3 protein-coding genes are annotated in these 3,099 nt (G+C 45.0%); 2 read left to right on the top strand and 1 reads right to left on the bottom strand.

What is annotated here, in order from left to right; translation table 11 throughout:
• The first annotated feature begins 262 nt into the window (after window positions 1–262).
• Window positions 263–502, top strand: coding sequence for a hypothetical protein (locus PX482_RS12075; RefSeq protein ID WP_002759918.1), 240 nt, complete (start codon window positions 263–265; stop codon window positions 500–502).
• Window positions 503–541: 39 nt separating this feature from the next.
• Window positions 542–2,593 (top strand): M3 family metallopeptidase, encoded by a 2,052-nt coding sequence (locus PX482_RS12070; protein WP_002759920.1) that lies wholly within the window; start codon window positions 542–544, stop codon window positions 2,591–2,593.
• A 341-nt stretch (window positions 2,594–2,934) separates the two neighbouring features.
• Here PX482_RS12070 and PX482_RS12065 read toward each other — a convergent pair whose 3' ends face one another.
• The gene (locus PX482_RS12065; RefSeq protein WP_288028081.1) at window positions 2,935–3,069 is read right to left on the bottom strand and encodes a hypothetical protein; all 135 of its coding nucleotides are present in this window, start codon (window positions 3,067–3,069) and stop codon (window positions 2,935–2,937) included.
• Between the last annotated feature and the right edge of the window lie 30 nt (window positions 3,070–3,099).

Here is a 3,099-nt window from a genome sequence, read left to right as displayed (position 1 = left end):
TATCATACTTTGTGCTTTTTGTCAAAAAAACTTTTTTTTTGCAATAAAACTACACAAAAAAAAGATCATCGTTATGGGTGAAATTGACTGATTTGACCGTCTTAATTAGGATCACCTTCTAGGTGTGGCAAGGGTTTCAACCATTGCTGCCCAAAAAAGCACAGAATAACCCATTATGAAATTCAGTAAAATCGCTGTAACCATTGTAACATCGTTGTTAAATAAAAATCTTTCTCAATTAATTCTTAAGAATTTGTAAATATTGCGGAATGTTAATTTAAATATTCTCAAGTTTTTGGAGTCAATAAATAATTTTTGCTTATCTTTGATCAACAGAGGCAGTCCCAATGAAAAAATTTTCACCCCCACAGATGAAAGAGGTTTCTTTCCCTACACCCTACACCCCACACCCTACACCCCACACCCCACACCCCACACCCCACTGAAAAAGCTCCGGCGTTCGATCGCCCGGATAGATGGTCGGGGATTTGGGTTAGGGTAGTAAAAGATACAGATTACCCACCCTTCCAGACCAACAATTATGACGAACACCAGTAACCCGCTGCTTGCCGGTCAAGGATTACCGGCTTTTGACCAAATCCAACCCGGCCTAATTGTCCCTGGCATGACGCAACTTTTGCAGGAACTGGCCAGAGAATTAACCGATTTAGAAGCGCAGATTGCCCCCACCTGGGAAAAATTAGTCGAACCCCTCACCCGGATCGAAGAACGTTTAAGCTGGAGTTGGGGGATTATCGGTCATCTGATGGGGGTAAAAAATAGCCCGGAATTGCGTCAAGCTTACGAAACCGTACAACCACAGGTAGTCGAGTTTATTAGCCGTTTAAGCCAAAGTAAACCCATTTATGAGGCATTCTCGTCCCTGCGTCAAGGGGAAAGCTGGGGGCAATTAGACGAGGCACAACAGCGCATTGTCGAAGCTTCTCTGCGGGATGCCCAATTGGCCGGGGTGGGATTGGTAGGGGAGAAAAAAGACAGATTTAACGCGATTCAACTGGAATTAGCGGAAATCACCACGAAATTTTCTAATAACCTCCTCGATGCCACCAAAGCTTTTCAACTAAAACTAACAACCCCAGAAGATATCGCCGGTTTACCCCCTAGTCTCCTCAGTTTAGCCGCCCAAACCGCCCGGGGCCAAGGGGAAACTAACGCCAGCACCGAAACTGGTCCCTGGGTGATTACCCTCGATTTTCCCAGTTATTTCCCCTTTATGAAGTACAGCGATAATCGGGAATTGCGGGAAAAACTCTATAAAGCCTACGTTAGTCGGGCTGATCTGGGAGAATTGGATAATAATCCCTTAATCGATCGCATTTTGCAACTTCGTCAGGAACAGGCCCATCTTTTAGGTTATAGTACCTACGCCGAGGTCAGTCTTGCCCGGAAAATGGCCAATTCTGTGGATGAAATCGAGAAATTGCTTGACAATTTACGCCAAGTAAGCTATAAAGCGGCAAAACAGGATTTAGAGGCCTTAAAAACTTTTGCGGGAACCGACGATCTCAAGCATTGGGATATAGCCTATTGGTCAGAAAAACAGCGTCAGGCCAAGTTTAACTTTAGTGCCGAGGAATTACGCCCCTATTTCCCCCTACCACGGGTTTTAGAAGGCATATTTAGCCTCGCTAAACGGATTTTTGGGGTGGAAATTATCGCTACCGACGGTAAAGCACCTATCTGGCATCCTGATGTGCGTTATTTCCAGATTAACGACGAAAAGGGCGAAAAAATCGCCTATTTCTACCTCGATGCCTACAGTCGTCCCGCCGAAAAACGCGGCGGTGCTTGGATGGATGTCTGTATCGGTCGCGCCAAAACTGGTGCCGAGGTGCGTTTACCTGTGGCCTATTTAATCTGCAATCAAACGCCTCCAGTGGACGGAAACCCCAGTTTAATGACCTTTGAGGAGGTAACTACCCTATTTCACGAATTTGGCCACGGTTTACAGCATATGTTAACCACTGTGGATTATTCCGGCGCAGCGGGTATTAATAACGTTGAGTGGGATGCGGTGGAATTGCCCAGTCAATTTATGGAAAATTGGTGTTATGATCGCCCTACTTTAATGAGTATGGCCAAACACTACGAAACCGGTGAAACTCTCCCCGAACATTACTATCAAAAACTGCTCCTAGCTAAGAATTATATGAGCGGTTCGGCTATGCTGCGTCAGTTACATTTGTCTTTAGTAGATTTGGAATTACACCATCGTTATCAACCCAATGGCGGCGAAACTCCTAAACAAGTCAGACAGCGTTTAGCGGCGACGACGACGATCATTCCTCCCCTACCAGAAGATGCTTTCTTATGTTCTTTTGGGCATATTTTCGCTGGCGGTTATGCGGCGGGTTACTATAGTTATAAATGGGCAGAAGTTCTCAGCGCCGATGCTTTTGCCGCTTTCGAGGAAGTGGGATTAGATAACGAAGAAGCAGTGAAAGCGATCGGCCGCCGTTTTCGCGATACTGTCTTAGCTATGGGGGGAAGTTCCCATCCTATGAATGTTTTTAAAGCTTTCCGCGGTCGCGAACCTAGTACCGAGCCTCTCCTCCGTCATAGCGGCTTATAAAAGTAGGGTGTGTTAGCGTAGCGTAACGCACCAAAAACTTTTCTTTGTGGTGCGTTACGGCAATATTTAGCTCTTGATTTTTTCCCTGAAAACAAGGGATTGCCTAACGCACCCTACTTAACTGCTGAAACAATCCAGTAGGGTGTGTTAGCGTAGCGTAACGCACCAAAAACTTTTCTTTGTGGTGCGTTACGGCAATATTTCGCTCTTGATTTTTTCCCGGAAAACAAGGGATTGCCTAACGCACCCTACTTAACTGCTGAAACCTTTCTTTGTGGTGCGTTACGGCAATATTTAGCTCTTGATTTTTTCCCTAAAAACAAGGGATTGCCTAACGCACCCTAATTGACTTGACTGCTGAAACAATGGTTCTTCGTTACTTGGTATGGTTCGATAGGGGGGCATAAATCGACTAAATCCTTATCTGGCAAGAGACTTAATTGATTAGTTCGCTCTAGAGCAAAAACAATTGACAAAAATCGCTAAATGCCTTTCTCTATAAGGGT

The sequence above is a fragment of the Microcystis sp. M53602_WE12 genome, assembly GCF_030065455.1.
Classification (GTDB): domain Bacteria; phylum Cyanobacteriota; class Cyanobacteriia; order Cyanobacteriales; family Microcystaceae; genus Microcystis; species Microcystis aeruginosa.
Note: the sequence above shows the minus strand (reverse complement) of the source record. Positions and strands in the feature narration are given on the sequence as shown.

What these genes read in the sequence shown, in the direction of transcription:
- PX482_RS12070 (WP_002759920.1), top strand. Translation starts at nt 542, where the DNA reads ATGACGAACACCAGTAACCCGCTGCTTGCCGGTCAAGGATTACCGGCT.